This is a genomic window from Tistrella sp. (assembly GCF_002684955.1).
GTDB lineage: Bacteria > Pseudomonadota > Alphaproteobacteria > Tistrellales > Tistrellaceae > Tistrella > Tistrella mobilis.
This window is the reverse complement of sequence record NZ_NYWI01000081.1, coordinates 43,306-63,911: the sequence shown is the minus strand read 5'-3', so window position 1 is coordinate 63,911 and position 20,606 is coordinate 43,306. Positions and strand designations below refer to the sequence as shown.

The 20,606-nt window shown below is 63.3% G+C and carries 20 protein-coding genes and 1 pseudogene; 6 read left to right on the top strand and 15 right to left on the bottom strand.

Features of this window, described 5'->3' with window-relative positions:
• Positions 1 to 5: 5 nt before the first annotated feature.
• The 8 genes from trbJ to CMO28_RS27405 are packed head-to-tail and all read right to left on the bottom strand — an operon-like array spanning position 6 to position 8,059.
• The gene (gene trbJ / locus CMO28_RS27440; RefSeq protein ID WP_296720051.1) at positions 6 to 746 is read right to left on the bottom strand and encodes a P-type conjugative transfer protein TrbJ; all 741 of its coding nucleotides are present in this window, start codon (positions 744 to 746) and stop codon (positions 6 to 8) included.
• Positions 743 to 1,447, bottom strand: a complete 705-nt coding sequence (locus tag CMO28_RS27435) for a hypothetical protein (protein WP_296720049.1) — start codon at positions 1,445 to 1,447, stop codon at positions 743 to 745. The genes trbJ and CMO28_RS27435 overlap by 4 nt, the downstream gene beginning before the upstream one ends.
• On the bottom strand, positions 1,431 to 3,890 hold the full coding sequence (gene trbE, locus CMO28_RS27430; RefSeq protein ID WP_296720047.1) for a conjugal transfer protein TrbE: 2,460 nt from the start codon (positions 3,888 to 3,890) through the stop codon (positions 1,431 to 1,433). Before trbE ends, CMO28_RS27435 begins: the two co-directional genes overlap by 17 nt.
• Positions 3,884 to 4,141, bottom strand: a complete 258-nt coding sequence (locus CMO28_RS27425; protein ID WP_296720044.1) for a VirB3 family type IV secretion system protein — start codon at positions 4,139 to 4,141, stop codon at positions 3,884 to 3,886. Before CMO28_RS27425 ends, trbE begins: the two co-directional genes overlap by 7 nt.
• Complete coding sequence (locus tag CMO28_RS27420) at positions 4,138 to 4,488, bottom strand: TrbC/VirB2 family protein (RefSeq protein ID WP_296720041.1); 351 nt, start codon at positions 4,486 to 4,488, stop codon at positions 4,138 to 4,140. Before CMO28_RS27420 ends, CMO28_RS27425 begins: the two co-directional genes overlap by 4 nt.
• 16 nt (positions 4,489 to 4,504) lie before the next feature.
• The gene (gene trbB, locus CMO28_RS27415) at positions 4,505 to 5,485 is read right to left on the bottom strand and encodes a P-type conjugative transfer ATPase TrbB (protein WP_296720038.1); all 981 of its coding nucleotides are present in this window, start codon (positions 5,483 to 5,485) and stop codon (positions 4,505 to 4,507) included.
• Positions 5,478 to 6,002, bottom strand: coding sequence for a CopG family transcriptional regulator (locus CMO28_RS27410; protein WP_296720034.1), 525 nt, complete (start codon positions 6,000 to 6,002; stop codon positions 5,478 to 5,480). The genes trbB and CMO28_RS27410 overlap by 8 nt, the downstream gene beginning before the upstream one ends.
• A gap of 14 nt (positions 6,003 to 6,016) precedes the next feature.
• Complete coding sequence (locus CMO28_RS27405) at positions 6,017 to 8,059, bottom strand: conjugal transfer protein TraG (protein ID WP_296720031.1); 2,043 nt, start codon at positions 8,057 to 8,059, stop codon at positions 6,017 to 6,019.
• A 288-nt stretch (positions 8,060 to 8,347) separates the two neighbouring features.
• Here CMO28_RS27405 and CMO28_RS27400 point away from each other — a divergent pair, with 288 nt between their 5' ends.
• The gene (locus tag CMO28_RS27400) at positions 8,348 to 9,415 is read left to right on the top strand and encodes a hypothetical protein (protein ID WP_296720029.1); all 1,068 of its coding nucleotides are present in this window, start codon (positions 8,348 to 8,350) and stop codon (positions 9,413 to 9,415) included.
• 24 nt (positions 9,416 to 9,439) lie between these two features.
• Here CMO28_RS27400 and CMO28_RS27395 read toward each other — a convergent pair.
• A pseudogene (locus tag CMO28_RS27395) lies at positions 9,440 to 9,553 on the bottom strand (transposase); the annotation flags it as partial.
• Positions 9,554 to 9,584: 31 nt separating this feature from the next.
• On the opposite strand from CMO28_RS27395, the gene CMO28_RS27390 reads away from it, so the two are divergent.
• The 5 genes from CMO28_RS27390 to CMO28_RS27370 all read left to right on the top strand — a co-directional run bounded on the left by CMO28_RS27390 (position 9,585) and on the right by CMO28_RS27370 (position 15,931).
• Positions 9,585 to 10,544, top strand: a complete 960-nt coding sequence (locus CMO28_RS27390; protein WP_296720026.1) for an HlyD family secretion protein — start codon at positions 9,585 to 9,587, stop codon at positions 10,542 to 10,544.
• Between the two features lie 13 nt (positions 10,545 to 10,557).
• Positions 10,558 to 12,303 (top strand): ATP-binding cassette domain-containing protein, encoded by a 1,746-nt coding sequence (locus tag CMO28_RS27385; RefSeq protein WP_296720025.1) that lies wholly within the window; start codon positions 10,558 to 10,560, stop codon positions 12,301 to 12,303.
• A complete protein-coding gene (locus CMO28_RS27380) occupies positions 12,300 to 13,394 on the top strand; it encodes an ABC transporter permease (protein ID WP_296720023.1) in 1,095 nt (364 codons plus the stop codon). The genes CMO28_RS27385 and CMO28_RS27380 overlap by 4 nt, the downstream gene beginning before the upstream one ends.
• A complete protein-coding gene (locus CMO28_RS27375; protein ID WP_296720021.1) occupies positions 13,394 to 14,497 on the top strand; it encodes an ABC transporter permease in 1,104 nt (367 codons plus the stop codon). The genes CMO28_RS27380 and CMO28_RS27375 overlap by 1 nt, the downstream gene beginning before the upstream one ends.
• 129 nt (positions 14,498 to 14,626) lie before the next feature.
• Positions 14,627 to 15,931 (top strand): MFS transporter, encoded by a 1,305-nt coding sequence (locus tag CMO28_RS27370; protein WP_296720020.1) that lies wholly within the window; start codon positions 14,627 to 14,629, stop codon positions 15,929 to 15,931.
• 197 nt (positions 15,932 to 16,128) lie between these two features.
• Here the strand turns inward: CMO28_RS27370 and rlxS are convergent, their stop codons facing one another.
• The 6 genes from rlxS to CMO28_RS27340 form a co-directional block, all read right to left on the bottom strand.
• Positions 16,129 to 18,114, bottom strand: a complete 1,986-nt coding sequence (rlxS, locus tag CMO28_RS27365) for a relaxase/mobilization nuclease RlxS (RefSeq protein ID WP_296720017.1) — start codon at positions 18,112 to 18,114, stop codon at positions 16,129 to 16,131.
• Positions 18,115 to 18,334: 220 nt separating this feature from the next.
• Entirely contained in the window at positions 18,335 to 18,850 is a 516-nt protein-coding gene (locus tag CMO28_RS27360; protein WP_296720013.1) for a S26 family signal peptidase, read from the bottom strand.
• Positions 18,851 to 18,852: 2 nt separating this feature from the next.
• Positions 18,853 to 19,326, bottom strand: coding sequence for a DUF2840 domain-containing protein (locus CMO28_RS27355; RefSeq protein ID WP_296720010.1), 474 nt, complete (start codon positions 19,324 to 19,326; stop codon positions 18,853 to 18,855).
• Positions 19,319 to 19,537: a helix-turn-helix transcriptional regulator gene (locus CMO28_RS27350; protein ID WP_296720008.1), complete on the bottom strand. Its 219-nt coding sequence runs from the start codon at positions 19,535 to 19,537 to the stop codon at positions 19,319 to 19,321. The genes CMO28_RS27355 and CMO28_RS27350 overlap by 8 nt, the downstream gene beginning before the upstream one ends.
• Positions 19,538 to 19,659: 122 nt before the next feature.
• Complete coding sequence (locus CMO28_RS27345) at positions 19,660 to 20,193, bottom strand: DNA -binding domain-containing protein (RefSeq protein ID WP_296720005.1); 534 nt, start codon at positions 20,191 to 20,193, stop codon at positions 19,660 to 19,662.
• Between the two features lie 34 nt (positions 20,194 to 20,227).
• Complete coding sequence (locus CMO28_RS27340; protein ID WP_296720001.1) at positions 20,228 to 20,482, bottom strand: transcriptional regulator domain-containing protein; 255 nt, start codon at positions 20,480 to 20,482, stop codon at positions 20,228 to 20,230.
• Between the last annotated feature and the right edge of the window lie 124 nt (positions 20,483 to 20,606).

The following is a 20,606-nucleotide window of genomic DNA, read 5'->3' as shown; positions in this document are numbered from 1 at the left end:
GAGTCCTAACGGCTATAGCTGCTGCCATCGCCCATGAAGCGGGCGAAGCGGGCACGGGCCTGCTCGCGGGCGGCGATGGCGCGGGCGCTTTCGAGCGCGTCGGCACGGGCCGATGCGGCAAGCAAGCTTTGGAGCTGCATCGATTGCTTGGCGGCGAGCGCAGTGAGCTGATTGCCGGCCTGAGCCGCCTGCAGATTGCCAACCGCGCCTTGGCTCTCGGCGATCAAACGGTCGAGCGTGAAGGTGTCGGTGCGGACCTGGCCGACCACCTCGGCCTGCACTTGGAGGCTGTGCCTGAAGCCTTCGCGGGCCAGCTGCCACGCTTCTTGCGCATCCTGGATGATCTGCGAATTTGAAACGGTGGCGGCATATTCTTCTGGGAACAATCGGCGGTATTCCGCGTCGATCGCGGACACATCGTAGGCGACGCCTTGCGCGCTCAGGATCAGCGCATCGACCGCGCGCAGCGAGGCCTGCAGATCACCGGCGACGGAGGTCGGCAGGCTCGTCAGGTTCTGCGCCTGATTCACCAGCATCTGCGCTTCGTTGGCGAGCTGCTGGATCTGATTGCTGATCTGCTGCAGCGAGCGCACGGCGGTCAGCAGGTTCTGGCTGTAATTCGCCGGGTCGAACACCGTGATCGCGTGCGCCGGCGGCGCCGTGACGGTCATGGTCACGGTGACGGTGGACAGGCCGAGCGCCAAAGCGGCGCAGACGGATAAAAGCTGTGTCTTGAGATGTTTCATCGGTCGTTCTCCTCTTGATCTCCCCACCGCCAGCCGTCCCGGCCATTCGCCAGGATGTCGATGCGGTAGTGGTAGGTGTTGAATTGGCTGATGGCGGCGACCGTGGCGCCGAACGGTTTGACGCTACTCGGTCCGAAACCGTCATAGATCCCGTAGAAATACGTCTCGGCGTAGCTGTCGCCGAAGACGTAGCTGTCGGCGAAACGGAGCGCGATGCCGCCATAGGCGACCTTGCCGATCTCCGGATTGCCAATCCGCGCATGACAGCCTTCGAGCGTTGCGGACGCCGCCGCGCCATAGCCGCGCCGCAGCACTGCATCGGCGCCGGGTTCGTTGGCCCATGCGATGTCGGGAAACCCGTCCTCGCCGCAATGGCCGCCAATCGAGATGACGCGGATCTCGTCAACATCCGGATGGAGCGGGATGCAGAGCGAACCGCTCGCACCAGCCGCGTCGCCCTCAAGCCATTGCCGGATGGTGTTCCGGGCGTCGGATTGGCCCCAGATATGCCGCCACCGGCCTTCGCAGACCCGCCCGACGGTGACTTTCGCGTCGCCCTGGCTGTTCGTCACATTCAGGAAGAAGCCGGGACAGTCATCGTCGCGCCAGCAGCGCGGCCAACCCTCGGCGGCAAACGCTGCCGGTGCGGCAATCAGGCCGATAAACGCCGCTATCACAGCCGCCTCAAGCGGTCGCTTCATGGTCTGTCTCCTCTTGCAGTGCATGGTTCGAACCGATCAGGTCCGCCGCCCAATCGAGGCCCTTGGCGCGCAGCCAGGAATCCGCGAACTCCTCTTCGCCATGAGCGGTGAGGAGCTCGTCCATCAGGGCGTGATCCGGCTTGGTGCTGCTTCCGGTAAAGGCCAGCGCCACGGGTCCAAGACTAAGGTCGAACAGCCGGTTCCCCTGGCGCGACTGGAAGTAGTAGTCGCGCTTCTCCACGGCACGGGCGATGATCTCGATCTGCCGGTCGTTGAGGCCGAAGGCTTCGTAGACGGCTTTCGCCTGGGGCTCGATCGCCCGGTCGTTGGGCAGGAAGATGCGGCTCGGGCAGCTCTCGATGATCGCCGGCGCGATCGAACTGCCGGCGATGTCCGACAAACCTTGTGTCGCGAAGACGACGGAGACGTTCTGCTTGCGGAGCGTCTTCAGCCATTCGCGGATACGCGCGGCGAAGGCCGGGTTGTCGAGGAAGAGCCAGGCCTCATCGAGGATCAGGAGCGACGGCCGTCCGTCGAACCGGGCTTCGAGCCGATGAAAGAGGTATGTCAGCACGGGAAGCACCGCGCCGGTCTCGTGCATCAGCTCTTCCATCTCGAAGCACTGAACGTCGCTGAGCGTGAGCCGGTCTTCATCGGCATCCAGGAGCCGACCGTATGGGCCTTCCAGCGTGTAAGGCTGAAGCGCTTGGCGCAGCTCGTTCCGCTGAAGCAGCGTCGCGAAACCGGTGAGCGTGCGTTCGGGCGGCGGCGCGGCGGCGAGATTCGACAGCGCCGACCAGACCGCGTCCTTGACCTCCGGCGTGACGGCGACGCCCTCATGGGCGAGCAGTCCGAGCACCCAGTCCTGCGCAAAAGACCGCTCCGCCGTCAGGTCGATCTTGGCGAGCGGCTGGAAGGCGAGCGCGTCCTTCATGCCCTCCTTGGCGGCGCTAAGGTCGAAAAAATCACCTCCCATGCCAAGAATGGCAGCACGGGCCGACCCGCCCTTGTCGAACATCGTGATCTGTGCGTCCGGGTAGCGCCGAAACTGCAGCGCGATCAGCGACAGGAGTACCGATTTGCCGGCGCCGGTCGGACCGACGACCAAGGTGTGGCCGACATCGCCGATATGGGTCACGAGCCGGAACGGCGTGGTCCCATTGGTCCGCACGGTGAGGAGTGGCGGCCCGCCCAGATGTTCGTTATACGCCGGCCCGGCCCAAATGGCCGACAGCGGCATAAGGTGTGCGAGATTGAGCGTATTGATCGGCGCTTGGCGAACATTGGCATAGACATGGCCAGGCAAGGACGAGAGCCAGGCTTCGACGGCGTTGGCGCTTTCCTCGATGGTGGCGAAGCCGCGCCCGTCGATGATGCGCTGTGCCGCGCGGACTTTCTCGCGAACGGCGGCGGCGTCTTCATCCCAGACGATGAAGGTGGTCGTGACATAGCCGTAAGCGACGAGATCGGCGCCGAGCTCCTGAAGCGCCGCATCGGCGTCGGCGGTCTTGTTGTCGGCGTCGGTGTCAACGAGCACGGACTGCTCGTTGGTCAGCACCTCCTTGATGATGGCGGCGATAGACTTGCGCTTGGCGAACCACTGCCGCCGATAGCGCTTGATCACCTTTTCGGCCGCGGCTTTGTCGAGCGGCACGAAGCGCGTCATCCAGCGATATTCGAAACCGAGATGGTTGAGGGCGTCGAGCAGTCCCGGCGTGGTCGAACCGGGAAATCCGAGAACGGTCAAGGCGCGCAGATGGGCGTCGCCCAGTATCGGCGCCAGTCCGCCGGTCAGAGAGGTGTCGACCAGGACTGCGTCGAGATAGGCCGGGATCTCCGGAAAGGCGATCGGATGCCGTTTGTTGGAGATGCAGTTGTGCAGATAGGTCAGCGTCTCTTCGTCGGAGAGCGGCGCGACCTCGGGCATGAGCTGTCCGAGGAGATCGAGCGCCCGATCCGTCTGCTGAACGAAGGCGCTGAGATGGTCGCGATAGTCTAGCCCGCGCTTCCCACCATCGCTCTCGATCAGCATCTGTTCGGCGCGGCCAATGTTTTCGGCGGGCGGCAAGTAAACGATGGTCAGCACATAGGCGCTCTCAAACATCGCGCCGGTTTGCTCGAAGGCCGCACGCCGTTCCTCATCGACAAGCCGCGACACCGGGTCTGGAAAATCCGAGTACGGATAATCGCGGGCGACATGGCGCTCGGCTTCGAAGAACAGCGCCCAGTTAGAGCCGAAACGGCGCAGCACATTGTTGATCCGCGCGCAGGTGGCGACCAGTTCGGCCTCTGTCGCGCTTTCGAGGTCGGGCCCGCGGAATCGCGCCGAGCGCTGGAAACTCCCGTCTTTATTTAGGATGACGCCGGGCGCGACGAGGCAGGCCCAGGGCAGATAGTCGGCGAGCAGCGCGGGGCGTTTCCGATATTCGGCAAGGTTCAGCATCCCAGATGCCCCTTGTGGCGGATGTGGCGGACTAGCACGTCCATGAAGGACGGGTCCTTGCGGGCGGCGTAGACGGCGGCGCTATGGCCAACGATCCAGACGACGAGGCCTGCAAGCCAGAGCTGGAGGCCGAGTCCCAAAGCCGCTGCCAGGGTGCCGTTAAAGATGGCGACCGAGCGTGGCGCCCCGCCCATCAGGATCGGTTCGGTGAGCGCGCGATGGAGCGGGATCTCGTAACCTTCGACCGTCATACGATGAGCGCCCCGCCGCCGAACGAGAAGAAGGACAGGAAGAAGCTCGTCGCGGCAAAAGCGATGGAAAGCCCGAAGACAATCTGGATCAACCGCCGGAAGCCACCCGAGCTCTCGCCGAAGGCAAGCGATAGGCCGGTGATGACGATAACGATGACGGCGATGATGCGCGCGACCGGTCCCTCAATGGATTCCAGGATCGCGGTGAGCGGCGCTTCCCAAGGCATACCCGACCCGGCGGCGCTGGCGGGACCGGCCCAGAGAATAGCCAATCCAATGAGAAGGCCGACGAAGACCGCCTGCCGGGTGGGGAAACGGGAGCAGATATCGGGGACGAGCAGGTTCATACGGGTCTCCTTCTTGTTAAGCGGTTGGAATGAGCTGGATCGGGGTTAGCGGCTTGAGACGGTAGTCACCACCCGAAGTGAGTCCTTCGAGCGCGGCGACGGTCTCGACGCGACGGCCGGAGCCCCGACCTTTGAGGAAGACGACGATGTCGATCGCCTCGGCGATTAGCCGGCGAGGCACGGTGACGACCGCTTCCTGGATGAGCTGTTCGAGGCGATAGAGCCCGGCATGGGCGGAGTTGGCGTGCAGCGTCGTGATCCCGCCGGGATGGCCGGTGTTCCACGCTTTCAGCATGTCGAGGGCTTCGGGCCCGCGAACCTCGCCGACGATGATCCGGTCGGGGCGTAGACGGAGCGTCGAGCGCACGAGATCGGACAGCGCGGCGACACCGGGCTTGGTGCGCAGGCTGACGCAATCCTCCGCCGCGCAGTGGAGCTCTCGGGTATCCTCAATCAGGATGACGCGGTCGCCGCTTGTCGCAACCTCAGCAAGGAGCGCATTGACCAATGTGGTCTTGCCCGAACTGGTTCCGCCGACCACGACGATGTTCTTGGCTGACGCAACGGCCTCGGCCAGTTCCTTGGCCTGGAGCGGCGCCATGATCTGAGCGTCGACATAGTCGGAAAGCCGGTAGAGCACTTTCGCCGGCTTGCGGATCGCGAAGCACGGGGATGGCGCCACCGGCGGCAACAGCCCTTCGAAGCGTTCGCCGGTCTCGGGCAGTTCGGCGGAGACGACCGGCCGCTCCGCGTGGCATTCCTGGCCAATGTGGCTGGCTACGAGCCGAATGATCCGCTCCGCTTCCGAGGCGCCAAGCTGTTTACCGGTGTCGACGCGCCCTTCGCCATGGCGGTCGAGCCAGAGCCGTCCGTCGGGATTGACCATCACCTCGATGACCGCGGGATCCGCTAGCGCGGCAGCGATGGCCGGACCCATGGCGGTGCGCAGCATGGTCCGCTGGCGGTCAAGGGTCGTGGGGTGGAAGCGGTCAGTCATTGCTCGCTTCCTCTGATCCGCCTTGGCCGTTCTTGGCGTCGCCATTCGAAGACGGGGACTGCTTCGCGGCGCGAAGCGCGTCGATTTCGGCTTCGGTGAAGAAATCGCTCTCGCTCGGCGCGACCTCTTCGAGGACGTCGCGGATCATGGTCTTGCCGCCCGCAAGCCGGCGTCCGAGTTGCGCCACGAAGAACTCGAAACGCTCCTTGCCGAGCGCGCGGGCGGCGTCCTGCTCGACACCCGGCAGCGGCGGGGTGATGATCAGGTAGTAGCGGATGAAGAGCGCCAGGCTTTCGGAGACGATGGTCTGGTCGCGCTCGAGGCGATCCAACTGACGGGACAAATGATCGAGCCGCCGGATGATCGCCGCGTCACGCTGGTCGTCCCGCTCAGGCGACAGGAAGGCGGCGAGCGCGGCATCGGTGATAGCGGACTTTGACGCCCCCGGCCGTCGTGCCGCGATACCGAGCCGTTGATCGACTTGATCGGAAAGATAGACGCAGAGGCGGGCTTTCATGAGCAGCGCCTCCCCTAAAAGCTCGGGATCAGGTCGTCGTCGGCCTGATCGCCCATTCCGTTATTGAGGGCGTGGGCGCGGCGGACGGTCGCGGCATTGCGGGCGAGCTGATCCATCCTTCGGGCGTCAGCGGGATCGAACTCGTCATCGACAAGCCCCGCGTCCGGCGCGCGTTCGGGCTGATGTTTCGCAGGCGCTTCTTCCGGCAGCGCGGGGTGGCGTTTGAGGCCGCCTTCGTCCTCTTCGCCACCGGAAACGAGTTCGGACCAGGGCTTGATGAGATCGGCATGGGGCTTGCGCACCTGTCCCGACCAGTCGTCGGCGCGGGAGGGCGGACGATCCGCATAGGGACCGTCCGCCGACAGGCCCAGCGGGGGGCACACCCGGCCCGTGAAGTTGGCGTCCTCGAAATAGCGCAGCTTCCTGGCGCGGATCGGCGCCTGACCGGAGATCATCACGATCTCCTCGTCGGCCGGGAGCTGCATCACCTCGCCAGGCGTCAACAATTGCCGGGCGGTCTCCTGCCGCGAGACCATGACGTGGGCGAGCCACGGCGCGAGCCGGTGGCCGGCGTAGTTGCGCTGGGCGCGCAGTTCCGTCGCCGTGCCGAGAGAGTCTGAGATACGCTTGGCCGTGCGCTCGTCGTTCGAGGCAAACGCGACCCGGACATGGCAATTGTCGAGGATCGCATTGTTCTCGCCATAGGCCTTGGAGATCTGGTTGAGCGATTGCGCGATCAGGAAGCTGCGGATGCCGTAGCCGGCCTTGTAGGCCAGCGCACTTTCGAAGAAGTCGAGCCGCCCGAGCGCCGGGAACTCGTCGAGCATCATCAGAAGCTGGTGGCGGTGACCCTGACCGGGCTCGCCCTGCAAACGTTCCGTGAGACGCCGGCCGATCTGGTTGAGGATCAGACGCACCAGTGGTTTGGTGCGTGACAGGTCCGAGGGTGGAACGACCAGGTAAAGCGAGACCGGCCGTTCCGCGTCCATCAGATCGGCGATGCGCCAGTCGCAGGCGCTCGTCGTCTCCGCTACGGTCGGATCGCGGTAGAGCCCGAGGAAGGACATGGCGGTCGACAGCACACCCGAGCGTTCGTTCTCGCTCTTGTTCAGCAATTCTCTCGCGGCCTGGGCGACGACGGGATGGACCTGCGGGTTGTCCTCCGTACCGAGATGATTGGTGCTCATCATGACCCGGAGCGTCCGCTCGAAGGAGCGCGACGGATCGGAGAGAAAGGCCGCGACGCGGGCGAGCGTCTTCTCTTCTTCCGCATAGAGGATGTGGAGGATCACGCCGACGAGCAGCGAGTGGCCCGTTTTCTCCCAGTGCGTCCGTCTCTCAAGCGAGCCTTCGGGATCGACCAGGATGTCGGCAATGTTCTGGACGTCGCGGACCTCGTTGCGGCCCTTGCGCACTTCCAGGAGCGGGTTGTATCTGGCGCTCGCCGGATCGGTCGGATTGAACAGCAGGCAGTGCGAAAACTTGGCGCGCCAGCCAGACGTGAGCTGCCAGTTCTCGCCCTTGATATCGTGGATGACGGCCGAATGCGGCCAACTCAGAAGCGTCGGGATGACAAGGCCGACGCCCTTCCCGGAACGGGTCGGCGCGAAGCACATGATGTGTTCTGGTCCGTCATGACGCAGATAGCGCCCCTTCAGCGTTCCAAGAAAGACGCCTCCCGAATCGAAGAGCCCAGCCTTCTCGATCTCTGTCTTCGACGCCCAGCGCGACGAGCCGTAGGTGGTGACCAGCCGGTTTTGTCTCGCCCGCCAGAGCGATCCGATAATGGCGACAACGACGCCGAGAACGCCGCCCGCCGCCGCCATAGCGCCCGCGCGGTTGAAGATCGCCGGGGCGTAGGCCTCGTAGGCGTACCACCACTCGAATAGCCGCCATGGCAGATAAACCGGATAGTCGCCGATCGATACCCAAGCCGGGCCGAGACGCGGTTGATAACCGAGTTGCCCGGCCGTCCACTGCGTCGCAAACCAGACCGCGCCAATCACGATGGCGAAGACGGTGATGATCTGGCCGATCAGAAGCTTGGTTGGAGTCATCGATCTTTTACCGCTTTGTTTGAGCAAAACGCCCGTTGCAGTTGGCAAAAGATCGCGGCAAAATCAGTGTTTAATCAATGAAGTAACTTCCAAGTTGATCCAAGTGTTCATAAAAGAAGAAGCAAGCGCCAAGTACGGCAATGATTAGCCAAGACCGTCAGATCTTATTTTTGGTGGCCGGAATGGCTAAGTTCTTGGATGGAGTTGGACCGAAGCGATGGCACATTGCGAAATCCGCGCAAACGCTGTCTGGCGGGGGATTCGCGGGGACTAAAAAGGAGATGATCCATGCGTTTCGCTTGTCGTTCCGCCCTGCGGGGCCTCGCAGCGCTCTCATTTGCCGCGTGCGGGATCGCCAACGTGGCGACAGCGGCCGAGTATGAGATCCGAGCCTTCGATGGCGGACCCGCCTGGTTCGTTTATGACGAACCCATCGATGTCGCCCTTCATGTCCTGAACCCCGGCGATCCGAAATGCCATGAGCTCGGCGAGATCGTTCTTCTGTTCGAAAATCGAGATCAACTGCGCAACGACACCCTGATCGAATCCGCCGCGCTCACGGGCATGACCCATTATGCCGAGCTTTGCCGGTCGCTCGGCGCCAATCCGTCGAACCAGCGCAAGGTCGCTGGCATCATTGTCGGCGACGGCGCGCCCGATACGCAGGGCCGGGTTATGGGCGACGTGCGCGTCCTCGATGCAGTGGTCTCTTCGTTCACCGGCGCGTATCAACTTCGGGTTCGCCGCAACACCGTCGCCGCCGCCGCCGGCGGCGCTGATGATACAGCCGCCGCAATCACGGCGGACCGGGACGCGCGACTGGCGGCGGCCCAGGCCGAACGGGAGGCGGCGGATCGAGTTCGTGCGGATAAGCGGGCCGCTGAGATTGCCGAGGTTCGCGCCACCTATGACGTGGCTCTTGCGGAAAGCGTTGCCAAGGCGCAGCCGGCCGGGCTGATTGGCCGGGTATCCGGCGGTGATCGCGCTGCGCTGACCGGTGTCTGGTCCGCCAGTCAGTCCGACTGCGCCAACGAGCGCGTGATCCTGTTCGAGCGAGATGGGGACGGCACGATCGAATGGTGGCGCGCGGCGAACCAGGACGTTGGGCTCCTGCCATGGCGCACGGGCCGATGGGAGCTGCGCGACGGCACGGTGATCATGAGCTTCGATCATCGCGTCGAATATGATGGTTTCCGACGTGACTTTCGCAACGATGTCATCAATGAGACTGTTCAATTCGACCTTGAGGGCGTCGACGCGTCGGAGCTTAGGCTTGCCGCCACGACCGGTGGATTCTCGCCTGAAGCGCTGTTACTCGGCGGTGCGGAGAAGCTCTTCGTACGCTGTGTGGGGTGATCTTCCAGAGTTTTCGAGGTACGATTCGGTCTCGCCCGACTGGTATCGTCGGGGCACGAGACCAAAGTAGGCGCCGGCCGCTCGCGATCGTTTAAATCTGCCTGCATCATCGACAGCGGCCGCAAAGGCGACCGATGTCTGGACCTTTCGATGAAGAAGGAAAGACGGGATGAGCAAGACCTGGATCTGGACAGCAATCGTACTTCTCCTGATCGCGGGAGGCTCCTACGGTCTCTATGTCTATCTCCGGCCCGTGCCGCTTCCCGAGCAGGTTGTTTACGGAAATGGCGTCGTGGAGGGCACGGAAATCCGGGTTGCCGCCGAAGTGGCCGGCCGCGTTGTCGAAAGCGAACTTGTCGAAGGTGCGTTGGTTGCCGAGGGCGACCTGCTGGTACGGCTCGATGACACCGATGCCAACCTGAACAAAGCGCGCGCAGAAGCGGAGATTGAAGCCCTTGAGGCGGAACTCAACCGCGCGGAAAGCGAACTCGAAGTGGCCCGGCATCATCTGGGCACGGCCCGGACCGAGCTGGACCGGGTACGGAAACTCGAGGCCCGCGGCACCGTTGCGCCCCGGACGCTGGAAATCGCCCAGAATGCGTTTCGCGAGGCGCAGGGCAATGTGGCGGCGCTTGAAGCGGGAAAAAGCGCGATGAGCAAGCGCATCACCGCCGTGCAGCGCGAGATCGCCCTTCTCGACAACCAGATATCCAAGACCCGGATCACCGCCCCGCTGCACGCCACCGTGCTGGTCAAGGCGGCCGAACCCGGCGAATTCGTTCAACCGGGACAGCCATTGGTCACGCTGCTCGATCTTACCAGAGCGGAGGTCCGCGTCTTCATTCCCGAAAGCCGGATCGGACAGGTGGAACTGGGCGCACCGGCGCGCCTGCGCGTCGACGCCTTTCCCGACCGGCTGTTCGAGGCGCGGGTCGCGCGGGTCGATCAGACCGCGCAATTCACGCCGCGCGACATCCACATGCCCGACGAAAGGGTGCGACTGGTCTTCGGCGTGACGCTCGCGATCGACAATCCCGACGGCGTGCTGAAACCGGGAATGCCGACCGATGCCTGGATCCTGTGGCAACCCGATGCCGGATGGCCCGAGCGGCTGTTCGTGCCGACATAGCGAAGGCTCCGCCATGGCAACGAACGATACGGTCATTGAAGCAGAGGGGCTCGGGCGCCGGTATCGGTCACACCGGGCGCTGAGCGACATCGACATCAAGATCGGTGTCGGCGAGATCGTCGGCCTAGTCGGACCGGACGGTGCGGGAAAGACGACGCTCTTGCAACTTTTCGCGGCGATTCTCGATCCCAGCGAAGGCAGATGTCGAGTGCTGGGTCACGACACCGTGGCGGAATCGGCCCGTATCACTTCGCAGATCGGCTACATGGCCCAGGGCTTCACGCTCTATGACCGGCTGACCGTCGCTGAGAATCTGTCTTTCGCAGCCAGAACCCGCAGCGTGCCGGGGGCAGTCTATATGGCCCGGCGCCGCCGGTTGCTGGAGATGGCGGGGCTGGCACCCTTTCTCGACCGGCGCGAGGGGGCGCTATCGGGGGGGATGCGCAAAAAGCTCGCACTCTGCGTCAATTTGATCCACGAGCCGCCGCTGCTGCTTCTCGACGAGCCAGGGCTCGGAGTCGATCCGCTCTCCCGCCGGGAGCTTTGGCAAATCCTCGACGAGTTCCGCCGCCAGGGGACGACAATCGTGCTCGCGACATCCTACATGGACGAGGCCGACCGGTGCGACCGGGTGGCGTTTCTGGACAGGGGCCGGCTGATGGCGCTCGGGCGACCCGATAAACTGCGCGCGCAGGCGAAGGCACAGGTCCATTCCATCGTCTCTGACCAGCCAGCGGAAGCCGAGGCGGCACTGCATGGAATCGCAGGAGTTCTGGGCATCCAGTGGCGCGTAGACAGCGTGCGTTTCGTGATGAAGCCGGGTGCCGAACTTTCGCCAGACGAGCGGGCACGTCTGGACGATCTTGGACAGGTCGCGGTGGCGGAGCCGGGAATGGAGGACGTGTTCACGATCCTGCGCGGGGGCGAGTCCGTACCGGAAGAGTCCGATACCGCTGTGGCGACCCAGCCCGTCGCGCGCGCCGCAACAGGCAAGACGGGAGAGATCGCGACCAAGGGGCTGACCCGCCGCTTCGGCGATTTCGTCGCGGTGGGAGAAGTCACCCTCACTATCGCGCCGGGCGAAATCTTCGGTCTGCTGGGGGCGAACGGCGCGGGTAAGACGACATTGATCCGCATGCTCTGCGGCCTCTTGCCGCCCTCGGCGGGCAGCGCGACGGTGGCCGGCGTCGACGTCTTATCGGACCCACGTCGGCTGCGGCAGCGGATCGGCTATATGTCACAGCGCTTTTCGCTCTATCCCGATCTGACCGTCGGCGAAAACCTGTCATTCTTCGCCAGCGCCTACGGGCTGTCGTGGCGCGATGCCCGCGAGGCGATCGGCTGGGCGGTGGAGATGACCGGACTCGGTGGCCAGCAAGGTGAGATGGTGGCACGTCTTTCCGGTGCGGTGCGCCAGCGCGTGGCGCTTGGCTGCAGCGTCCTACACCGCCCGGCAGCACTGTTCCTCGACGAACCGACCTCGGGCGTCGATCCGCTGGCGCGGTTCCGGTTCTGGCGCCTGATCCGGATCCTCGCCGAAGAAGGAATGACGGTTCTCGTGACGACCCATAATCTGGAGGAAGCGGCCTATTGCCACCGTCTCGGCCTGATGGACATGGGTCGCATGATCGCCGTCGGTGACCTGCCGGCACTGCGCGCGCATTTTCCCGGGCAGGAGTTAGCAACGGCGGAGGATGTCTTCCTGGCCTTCATGGAACGTGAGCGGGCCAGGCCGCAGTCGGAGAGAGCCGTCTCATGAAGTTGTCGCGAATACTCGCCATCGTCGAGAAAGAAACGAAGGAGATCATCCGGGATCCAGTTACCGTCGCGGTGGCGTTGCTCATACCGGCGGTGATGTTGTTCCTGTTCGGGTACGCGATCTCGTTCGATGTGGACAACGTCGCGATTGGAGTGCTCGACCATGACCAGTCGACGGAAAGCCGGGCGCTTGTCAATCGGTTTTTGGCCAGCGGGTATTTCGTCATGGCCGACAGTTACCGAAGCGCAATCGAGGCCGAGACCGCGTTGCAGCGCGGTGCCGTCATGCTAGCGTTGATCATTCCGCCGGGTTTCGCGGACCAACTCGCGCGGGGGGAACCCGCTCCGGTTCAGGCGCTGGTGGATGGGACATTCTCGGCAACCGCCAATCTGGTGGCGGCCTATGCCAACGCGATCATCACCGGCTTCGGTGTCCAGACGGCACCTCCGATCGAAGTGGCTGCGCGGGTCTGGTACAATCCTGCGCTGCGCAGCGTGAACTTTGTCGTGCCCGGCCTGTTCGGCGTTATACTCATGGCTTTCCCGCCGCTCCTGACCGCACTCGCGATCACCCGTGAAAAGGAGACCGGTTCGATCCAGCAGATATTCGCCTCGCCGGTGACACCGGTCGAGTTCCTGTCCGGCAAGCTGATCCCTTACGGGCTGATCGCGTTCCTGCAGCTCGTCATGGTGATCGCGGTGAGTTTCCTCTGGTTCGCCGTGCCGCTCAAGGGAAGTCTCGGTCTGCTGTTCGGGGTCGGCATGATCTATGTTTTCACCACGGTCGGGATCGGGCTGCTCGTCTCGACGATCACCAGCAGCCAGCTCGCCGCCATGCTGCTGGCATTGATCCTCTCGCTGATGCCGTCTTTCCTGTTTTCCGGCTTCCTGTTTCCGATCTTCACCATGCCGTACGTGCTGCAACTCTACACGCGGCTCTTCCCGGCGCAGTATTTCGTGGATTTCTCGCGCGGTGTGGTCTTGAAGGGAGCAGGCCTTGCCGAGCTGTGGCCTTCAGCGCTGCTGATACTGACCTATACGCTGGTGATCTTTGCGCTGGCGGTCTGGCGTTTCAGAAAGAAGGTGGCGTGATGGGCGCACGTCTCGCAGGTCTACTGGTGAAGGAGTTGATCCAGCTCCTGCGCGATCCGCTGATCCTGATCCTGATCCTCTGGCTTTACACGATCGAGGTCGTGATCTGCGCCTACGCGCTGTCCTTTGAAGTCGAGAACATGCCGCTGGCAGTCGTCGATCTGGACCGCAGCCCGCAAAGCCGCTCGCTGGTGCAAGAGTTTCTCGCAACGGACGTCTTCGCCGATGCTGGCCGGCCCGCAAGCGCGACCGAGGCCGGTGCCTGGCTGCAGGATGGACGCGCCCGCGTGGCGTTGGTGGTGCCGCCGGGGTTCCAGCGCGATCTTCAGAATGATCGGACGCCTGAACTGCAACTGCTGCTGGACGGGGCGAACTCCAACATGGCTGCCCAGGCACGGGGCTACGCCCTTGAGATCGTCGGGCGCTTCTCAATCAATGGCGGCGACAGCGGTGGGATTGCGGCTGGACCGGTGCCGATGGTGCGGGTCTGGTATAATCCCGACCAGACCTTTACTGCCTTTATCGTGCTGTCGATGGTGGCGCTCGCCGCGCTGATGGTCGGCGTGATCCATCCCGCCGCGTCCATCGTACGCGAGAAGGAGGCGGGAACAATCGAGCAATTGCGCGTCACGCCGATCCGGACGTTTGAGCTGTTCGTCGCCAAGACCCTGCCGACGCTGGTGGTGGGACTTCTGTCGGTGTTCCCCAGCCTATTGATCGTCTGGTGGTTCGGCATCCCTCTGCGCGGCAGTCTGCTTCTTTTTCTCGGCCTCACTGCGGTATTCCTGCTTAGCGCCATTGCCATCGGTGTTCTGATCGCCAGCGTCAGCCGGTCGCTTCAGCAGGCGCTGCTGCTGGCGTTTTTCGGGCTCTTTCCGTTGATGTTCCTGTCCGGCACGCTGGCGCCGATCGAGAGCATGCCAAAAGCGCTTCAGATTGCTTCCCTGGCAAGTCCGTTGCGCCATTACATGGACATTACGCTGGGAGTTTTTCTGAAAGGTGTGGGAATCCGCGAATTGTGGCCGAGCGCGCTCGCGTTGCTCGCGATCGGTATCCCGCTTTTTGGAATAGCCATTCAGGTATTCAAGCAAAAAGACGCCTGATATCATACTTCGCCTCGAAACGCCTCAAGCTCCGTTCCTAATCTGGTAAGAATAGTGGCGGCAAAACATTGCCGCCACATACGTGCTGAATCACCCTATTTTTAATATAACACTGAAAATTGGGGGGCTTTGCGAGAACGATCAAGATGGTCTCGTACTATTCTGCTCCCTCCGGCATCAGACCCCACAATTGCGGCTTTTTCGACGAGCGCTGCGATGTTGATCGCGGCGCGCGCGACACTCGGTGTGGCCGCCGCGACGCGGATGCCCTCGACCCTGGCGCTCATCAGCAATCTCTTCGCCGATCCCCGTGAGCGCGCGCTCGCTTTTGGCATATGGGCCACAATTTTTGGGGTCGACTATGCGCTGGGACCTGTCCTGGGAGGGTATCTTCTGGAGCAGTTCTGGTGGGGCGCCACCTTCCTGCTTGCTGTGCCCATCGTCGCGCTGTTGCTTGTGCTCGCCCCCATTCTGTTGCCTGAATATCGCGCGCCGAATGCTGGTCGGATCGATCTGTTCAATGTGGCGATCTCGTTGGCCGCCATGCTGCCGGTGATCTACGGCATCAAGCAGATCGCCAAATATGGTTTCGCTCCCGACGCCATCGGCGCCATCGCGGCGGGCCTTGTCTTCGCCGTGCTCTTTGTGCGGCGGCAAAGGCGGCTTTCCGATCCGCTTGTCGATATGAGCTTGTTCGGCAACAGGGCCTTTTCTGTGGCCCTGATCGTGCTGCTGGTCGGACTGGTGGCGGTTGGCGGGACGATGTTGCTCTCCGCTCAATATCTGCAACTGGTGGCCGGCTACGCACCCTTTGCCGCAGGCTTGTGGATGGGCCTTGCGGCGCTGGGCATGATCGCCGGCGGCGTGGGTGCACCGCTCCTTGCCCGGTCCATCCGGCCCGGCTTCGTCGTTGCCGGATCGCTCGTTCTGTCAGCCGTCGGATATCTGATGCTCGCCGGGGTCGGTAACGGCGGCGCTAGTATCGCGGTGGTCGTGGCGGGTTTGGGTCTTGCTTATCTCGGCAACGGGCTCATCGCTGCGCTCGGCACCGATCTCGTCGTCGGCGCGGCGCCGCCCGAGAAGGCGGGATCGGCCTCGGCCATGTCCGAGACCGTTCAGGATACTGGTGTTTCGATCGGTATCGCCGTTCTCGGAAGCCTCGCCACCGCCGTCTATCGACGCACAATGCTCGATCATATGCCCGATAACCTGGCCGAAGACACACGCGAAGCGGTCAGCGACAGCCTCTGGGCGGCATCGGCCATAGCGCCAGACCTGCCAATTGGGCTGATCGAAGAAGCGCAAATTGCGTTCACAGCAGGGTTCAACAGTGCGGCCGTCGTTAGCGCGATTAGCATGATAGTGCTCGCCATCCTCTCGGCGGTGGCGCTGCGGCACGTCGGAACACTTGGACAATCTGATGAACGGTCGTGATCTGAATGGACCTGGGCGTCTCCGCAACTTCTTGGCGCAGCCGGTGGATGGGCTGACGTAAATTAAGCGCGCCTGCCGAAATATCGCTTCTCCGAAGCGGCCATCGGAAAAGTTCGCAGCATCGGTCATTATAGGCTCGAACCCGTCATTGCCCTGGCCGCAGCTAATGGCGGATGCTGGTCGGTTTCAGAGCTTCTTCAACCAATCCCAATCCCACGCTTCTTTCCGAAATCGAAAGACACGGATGATCCGCGCACGATGCCGCCAACGACTTTGCCGCGCTGGCGTTCCAATGCGGCCCGCCAAGGAACGAGCGTGAATTCCTTCGACTTCTCGATGACGGCGAACTTGCCGCTCGCAAGCCGGACTGGTCTTCGATAGACACCTTCGATACGCTCGCCGTCAAGCGGCTTGGAAAACGGCTTGCCCAACTCCTTCGACAGCCGATCCGATACGGCGCTCACCTCGCGGCGGCGGAGTTCGGTCAAGAGGTTGCGCTGATAGACGGTCCGGCCGTCGCGCTCCCTGGCGAGCCCCTGTTGCATCAACCAGCGACGCCGGCGCTCAATCGCGTCATTCGCCTCCCGCCCGAGTCCGCTCCCCCGCAACGGCTCGGGCCGCTCCGCAACGAGCTGGCGGTCAAGCCAGGTTGCACCCTCCGTCTCTCCCATCTGGTCCAAGCTGAAACTCGACATAAGGGCCAGGCGCGCCGGTTGCCGCATCCGGTTACCCTCCTCATAGGCGCGCGCCCTGTCGAGGAAATCTTCGGGGATCGCCCAGGAGCCGTCGGCGAAGCGCTCGGCGAAGCCGGCCCGGCGCATGGCCTCCAGCCGCCGGACATGGGCGCGAACATACTCAGCCGACGCGCGCGGGTCGACGGCCTGATGCAGCGGCTCGCTGTAGAGACCGCCGCTTTGCTCGGCGATCTCGGCGATGGTCCGGTCGGCGCGACGCGGTTCGGCCGCCTTACCTTCGATAGCGACGATCGCGCCCGGTTCATAATCGCCGGGATCGGCAAGCTCGCCCACCTCGGCATAGTGCGTCCGCCCATCGGTTCCGTCGACAATCAGATAGTGCCGGTCGTTGAGCTCGTCGGAGAGCCCGCGCGCCACGACACGGCCAACAATCCGCGCGTTCGGCTGCGCGGGATCGAAGATCGCATGATCGGCGCCGGCGCGGTCCACGCCCGCCGCGCGCATCTCACGGTGCATCGTCCGGATGATGTCGCCGCGCGTGCCCATGTCGCGCAGCGTGGTTTCGAGCCCTGCCGAAAGCCGCCAGCGTTTGGTCCCGGCCGGTTCGGCAAGGCCCATGCGTTCGAGCGTCTGGAGGCGACCGATCTTCAGCGTGTGCTTGAAACGGGCGAAGTCACCCTTGGGATCGCGGCGCAGATCGACCACGCCGTTGTCCGCCTGGCCGAGGAATTCGCGGTCGAGGCGGGTGAACCGCTCCTGGTCCACTTCGCGAGCGTAGCCACGCTGGATTTGCTGTTCGCTGACCGGTCCCAGCTCCAGCGTCAGCAGCTCGCTCGCCCGCTCCCGGATGCCATGGGAGATATAGTCGCGGGCAATCACCAGGTCTTTGCCGAACTCGTCCTTGCCGCGCAGCACGATATGGCTATGGGGATTGTCGGTGTTGAAGTGGTCGACCGCCACCCAGTCGAGGCGGGTGTCGAGGTCGCGCTCCATCTCCGCCATCAGGCCACGGACGAAGGGCTTCAAATCGTCAAGCTCGGCCCCGTCTTCCGGCGAGACGATGAAGCGGAATTGATGGCGGTCGCCGTCGCTGCGTTCCAGAAATTGTTTGCCATCCGCCTCGTCGCTCGTCGCATCGTAGAGCCGGCCGGGCTCGCCCTCGCGGGTGACGCCGTCGCGCTGGATGTATTTGAGGTGCGCTCTCGCGGCGCCGATCCCTTGTCCTTGGAGCTTGACGATCCGCGACTTGACGATGACCCGCCGGCGGCCGGTCACCCGTCCGCGCCGCATCGCCGCGCCGGTCCCCCATCCACCGCCGCGCCCGATCCGGGACCCGCTGAACGCGGAGGCGCCCATGCGCCCGAACCCCGGCCCGGACAGACTGGCCGCATGCAGCACCCGTTGCAGATAGGTCTTGGCCTTCCTGTCGCCGCGGGATCGGATCTTCCCGAGTTTCGGTTTGAAGCGGTCTTCACCGTCTGTAGCCATGGCTTCCAGATCAGCGCGGCAAACGCCGGAAACAAGGTAACGTCATCAATATGCAAGCCTCATCAATGGGTTACGCAAAAATGGGGAGTCACCCATACCCCTCTGGCGCCAAAAAAGAGATGTGCAGACAGGAACTTAAGCGTCATTGACGCTGATCCTTTTCTCTTGCCCTCCGCCGCCTCAGACCTCTCCCACGCTCCAACTCCTTCCTGACGCCGGATCAACTTTCCTCGCGCTCCCGCCAAGGAAACCGCAGCCTGGTCGCCCGACCGATGATCAACCGCCGATCCACCGGTCCGAAATACCGTCCGTCGAAGGATTGCGGATGGTCTTGTAGCAGGAAGACCGTTTGCTCAGTCAGGATGTGGCAGCCGTGCCAATCCGGCATGTCTCGGCCCAACCCGTCGACGCGATTTGCGATTGCGACCCTCTCGTCATTGACAAAAATCTCCTCCCCTCGGCGGCAGATTCGGTCACCGTTCAGCCCCACAACGCGTTTCAAAAGAGGCACGTCCGGCGGCAAATATGCGCGCCCTTCGACGAGATTCCGAACCCGTTCGGGCACGCCAACGAGGGCGTAATCTCCGCGTCGCACGGGCCGCTTGTCGAGCCAATAAAGGCCGATGGGGGCGCTTGCGGAGCCGTTGTAGACGAGCTTTTTCGGCAGGCTGACAAGCGATGCGACCGCCAAAGCGAGGACCGGAACCGCTGTTACAAGGAGCCAAATCCGCCTCATGCCTACGCCCCCTTCGCCACCTGTTGGGCCGCCAAATAGGCTTGATGCTGGGCCATCGAATACGTGCGGATCGGCCGTCTCGTAGCGATCCGGTTATGGACATGGCGGTAGTATGCGGGCGACACGTCGGCGGGCTCGAACCCGTCCATTTCAAGAGCGTCGATCTGCAAAAGCGCGCGCTTGACTTTCGTGTTGCCCGTCGCCAGCAGGAGGATTTCGCCGCCCGGATGAACGCCCTCAAACCTGCTCAGGAGCAGCGAAGGCTCGACCGTTTTGACGATGGTGAATCGCCAGTCCTGGGTGCCGTACTCGTTGGCGCGCCAGCGTACATAGCCGAGTACCCGTCCCGGTTTGAAGAAGGCAAGCGACCGCCGGCGATCCAGATCCTGTTGCTCATCGGGCGCGCCGAAGCGCAGCCAATGGTTCAGATGTTCCGGGTAGAACGCGATTTCGACGCGGGTGAAGGGCTCAGACATCGGCGGTCGAGTCCTTCTTGCGCAGGTCCGACCAGGCGGTCAGATCGTCGATGTGGTAGCGCACAAAACGGCCATGCTTCCGGTACTGCGGACCGCCGCCATAGACCCGCATTTTTTCAAGGGTGTTGGGCTTAAGCTTGAGAAAACGGGCCGCTTCTTTGGTGGTCAGGAAAGGTCCATCGACAGCGGCTTTTGTATCATGCTCGGTCATACGCCCTCCGGCTTCCGCGTAATTGCGCTATGCCGGGAAAACATGATCCAAGGCGCTTATCGGCGGGAGTATCGTTCTCGCCGAGTCGTCACAACGATACCCCTGATGGTTCTCACGAGCCGCTACCTCAACAGCTTTCGATAGTCGCCATTGATGTAGCGCCGCCCGCGTTTGTAGGCGCGAGTGGTGCGGTTCTTGAGCGTCGCATTCGGGTTGGTCCACTCTTCATCGACAAATTCATCGCCGTGAATGAACCGCGCGATGTCCTGAAACAACCAGTGTCGCCGCCTTAAATCGACGGCGATCAGCGCATCGCGATGGCGCATCGCCTCGACCGTCCAGCCGCCCTGAGGGCCGCCGATCAGGCGGTTCCGATAGAGATCGGCAAGCCGCCGGATGAGCCTTTGCGGATGCTCCACGTCGGGAAATTGGTCGACGACAGGCTCCAGCACAAAGGGTTCGACCCGGATATCCGCGCCGATGCACCGGATCTGCACGACGCGATGGCGGCCGCTCAAGAGAAGGTGCTGCTCGCCGTCGACCGCCTTCAGGAGCGTTTTCCGGCACCGCACCTTGGCAAGGGAGACGACACTGCCCAACCCGGGGTCGCCGCCGTGGCGCACATAGGCGGAGATAGCCCGCCGAAAATCCTCCACCAGCCAGAAGACGCCGGCTTTGAGCGCGCTTTCGTCAGGGTCCGCGAAAGATACAGAGGCCCCAGGCCTCGGCGCGCGCAAAGCGCCGCCGGGCCCGGAGCAGGATCGTGCCGTCGATCAAGTTGATGGGGTTCGGACGTCCTGGCGCGGAAAGACGCCAGTCCCGTCGGTAATCGGGATTGCGCCTCAAATACTCCCAGGCGAACCGTGAGCGGGTGAGAAACCGCAGATAATCATAGTCACTGAGCTTTGGCAGACCGGCTGCTGACGGCTTTGAATACGCCACCATCACCTTCTCCTTTCGGCAAGGCGGCGGCGGCCGACGCGGTCAGCGTCGTGGTCTCAAACAAGCCCCTCTCTTCTTATGCGTCATGTTCTCAACCGGCGCTTCAACCGCCGCGCCACTGACCTCG

Bases quoted from the DNA above. Each gene is read 5' to 3' on its own strand.
- trbJ (WP_296720051.1), bottom strand. From the start codon at position 746: ATGAAACATCTCAAGACACAGCTTTTATCCGTCTGCGCCGCTTTGGCG.
- CMO28_RS27435 (WP_296720049.1), bottom strand. From the start codon at position 1,447: ATGAAGCGACCGCTTGAGGCGGCTGTGATAGCGGCGTTTATCGGCCTG.
- trbE (WP_296720047.1), bottom strand. From the start codon at position 3,890: ATGCTGAACCTTGCCGAATATCGGAAACGCCCCGCGCTGCTCGCCGAC.
- CMO28_RS27425 (WP_296720044.1), bottom strand. From the start codon at position 4,141: ATGACGGTCGAAGGTTACGAGATCCCGCTCCATCGCGCGCTCACCGAA.
- CMO28_RS27420 (WP_296720041.1), bottom strand. From the start codon at position 4,488: ATGAACCTGCTCGTCCCCGATATCTGCTCCCGTTTCCCCACCCGGCAG.
- trbB (WP_296720038.1), bottom strand. From the start codon at position 5,485: ATGACTGACCGCTTCCACCCCACGACCCTTGACCGCCAGCGGACCATG.
- CMO28_RS27410 (WP_296720034.1), bottom strand. From the start codon at position 6,002: ATGAAAGCCCGCCTCTGCGTCTATCTTTCCGATCAAGTCGATCAACGG.
- CMO28_RS27405 (WP_296720031.1), bottom strand. From the start codon at position 8,059: ATGACTCCAACCAAGCTTCTGATCGGCCAGATCATCACCGTCTTCGCC.
- CMO28_RS27400 (WP_296720029.1), top strand. From the start codon at position 8,348: ATGCGTTTCGCTTGTCGTTCCGCCCTGCGGGGCCTCGCAGCGCTCTCA.
- CMO28_RS27390 (WP_296720026.1), top strand. From the start codon at position 9,585: ATGAGCAAGACCTGGATCTGGACAGCAATCGTACTTCTCCTGATCGCG.
- CMO28_RS27385 (WP_296720025.1), top strand. From the start codon at position 10,558: ATGGCAACGAACGATACGGTCATTGAAGCAGAGGGGCTCGGGCGCCGG.
- CMO28_RS27380 (WP_296720023.1), top strand. From the start codon at position 12,300: ATGAAGTTGTCGCGAATACTCGCCATCGTCGAGAAAGAAACGAAGGAG.
- CMO28_RS27375 (WP_296720021.1), top strand. From the start codon at position 13,394: ATGGGCGCACGTCTCGCAGGTCTACTGGTGAAGGAGTTGATCCAGCTC.
- rlxS (WP_296720017.1), bottom strand. From the start codon at position 18,114: ATGGCTACAGACGGTGAAGACCGCTTCAAACCGAAACTCGGGAAGATC.
- CMO28_RS27360 (WP_296720013.1), bottom strand. From the start codon at position 18,850: ATGAGGCGGATTTGGCTCCTTGTAACAGCGGTTCCGGTCCTCGCTTTG.
- CMO28_RS27355 (WP_296720010.1), bottom strand. From the start codon at position 19,326: ATGTCTGAGCCCTTCACCCGCGTCGAAATCGCGTTCTACCCGGAACAT.
- CMO28_RS27350 (WP_296720008.1), bottom strand. From the start codon at position 19,537: ATGACCGAGCATGATACAAAAGCCGCTGTCGATGGACCTTTCCTGACC.
- CMO28_RS27340 (WP_296720001.1), bottom strand. From the start codon at position 20,482: ATGGTGGCGTATTCAAAGCCGTCAGCAGCCGGTCTGCCAAAGCTCAGT.